2 protein-coding genes are annotated in these 1,459 nt (G+C 48.6%); both read left to right on the top strand.

Annotation, left to right across the window (positions count from 1 at the left end):
• The coding region (locus R7D93_RS25290; RefSeq protein WP_225497224.1) for a dTDP-glucose 4,6-dehydratase at positions 1–618 on the top strand (618 nt) is incomplete at its 5' end.
• Positions 618–1,459 (top strand): glucose-1-phosphate thymidylyltransferase RfbA (gene rfbA / locus R7D93_RS25285; RefSeq protein WP_213869037.1); only part of this gene is annotated, 842 nt, incomplete at its 3' end. The genes R7D93_RS25290 and rfbA, both read left to right, overlap by 1 nt.

Here is a 1,459-nt window from a genome sequence, read left to right as displayed (position 1 = left end):
ACCACCTCATACGCGCCGAGCAGCCCATATTCTGCATCTAAAGCTTCGAGCGATCACCTGGTTCGCGCTTGGCAACGTACTTATGGCTTACCAACACTTATCACTAATTGCTCCAACAACTATGGCCCGTATCACTTTCCAGAGAAGTTGATCCCTCTGATGATTCTAAATGCCCTCGATGGCAAGCCGTTGCCTGTGTATGGTGATGGTATGCAGATCCGAGATTGGCTGTTTGTGGAAGACCATGCTCGCGCGCTGTACAAAGTGGTCAACGAAGGTGAAGTCGGTGAAACCTACAACATTGGTGGCCATAACGAAAAAGCCAACATCGAAGTGGTGAAAACCATTTGTGCTTTGCTTGAAGAGTTGCGACCAAACAAACCGGCCGGGGTCGAGTCTTATGAATCTTTGATCACGTATGTGAAAGATCGCCCTGGTCATGATGTGCGTTACGCAATTGATGCCACCAAGATCGCTCAAGAGCTTGGCTGGACGCCAGAAGAAACTTTTGAAAGCGGTATTCGCAAAACCGTCGAATGGTACCTAAACAACCCACAATGGTGGCAACGTGTGCTTGATGGTTCATACAGTTTAGAGCGATTAGGAGCGGGCGAATAATGAAAGGCATTATTTTAGCAGGTGGCTCGGGCACTCGCCTTTACCCTATTACACGCGGTGTCTCTAAGCAGTTACTGCCGGTTTATGACAAGCCAATGATTTACTACCCGTTGTCAGTACTCATGCTTGCTGGCATTCGTGAAATCTTGATCATCACCACGCCAGAAGACCAGGAAGGATTTCAGCGCCTATTGGGTGATGGCTCAGAGTTTGGCATTGAGTTGCAATACGCGATTCAGCCAAGCCCAGACGGCTTAGCTCAAGCCTTCATCATTGGTGAAGACTTCATTGGCGATGACTCAGTATGTTTGGTGCTGGGTGACAACATCTTTTATGGGCAAGGGTTTTCGCCGAAGTTACAACAAGCTGCAGCATTAACAGAAGGTGCGACGGTCTTTGGCTATAAAGTGAAAGACCCAGAGCGCTTTGGTGTGGTGGAATTTGACGACGAGATGCGAGCGCTATCGATTGAAGAGAAGCCAGTCGAGCCAAAATCCAATTACGCTGTGACAGGGCTGTATTTCTACGATAATCGCGTCGTGGACATTGCCAAAACCATCCAACCGTCCCATCGTGGTGAGCTAGAAATTACGAGTATTAACCAAGCTTACTTAGAGCAAGGGAAGTTGACGGTTGACGTGCTAGGGCGTGGCTTTGCGTGGTTAGACACGGGAACACATGGCAGCTTGCTTGAAGCTGCTCACTTTGTCGAAACGATCGAGAAACGCCAAGGTTACAAAGTGGCTTGCTTAGAAGAGATTGCTTATCGCCGAGGCTGGTTAACGCGAGAGCACATTCAAGCCGCAGGAAAAGCCTTATCTAAAAACGATTATGGCCGCTA

It is taken from the genome of Vibrio sp. YT-15 (genome assembly GCF_033337445.1).
Classification (GTDB): Bacteria; Pseudomonadota; Gammaproteobacteria; order Enterobacterales; family Vibrionaceae; genus Vibrio; species Vibrio alginolyticus.
The sequence above is the reverse complement of the archived record's forward strand: the minus strand, read 5'-3'. Positions and strand labels throughout refer to the sequence as shown.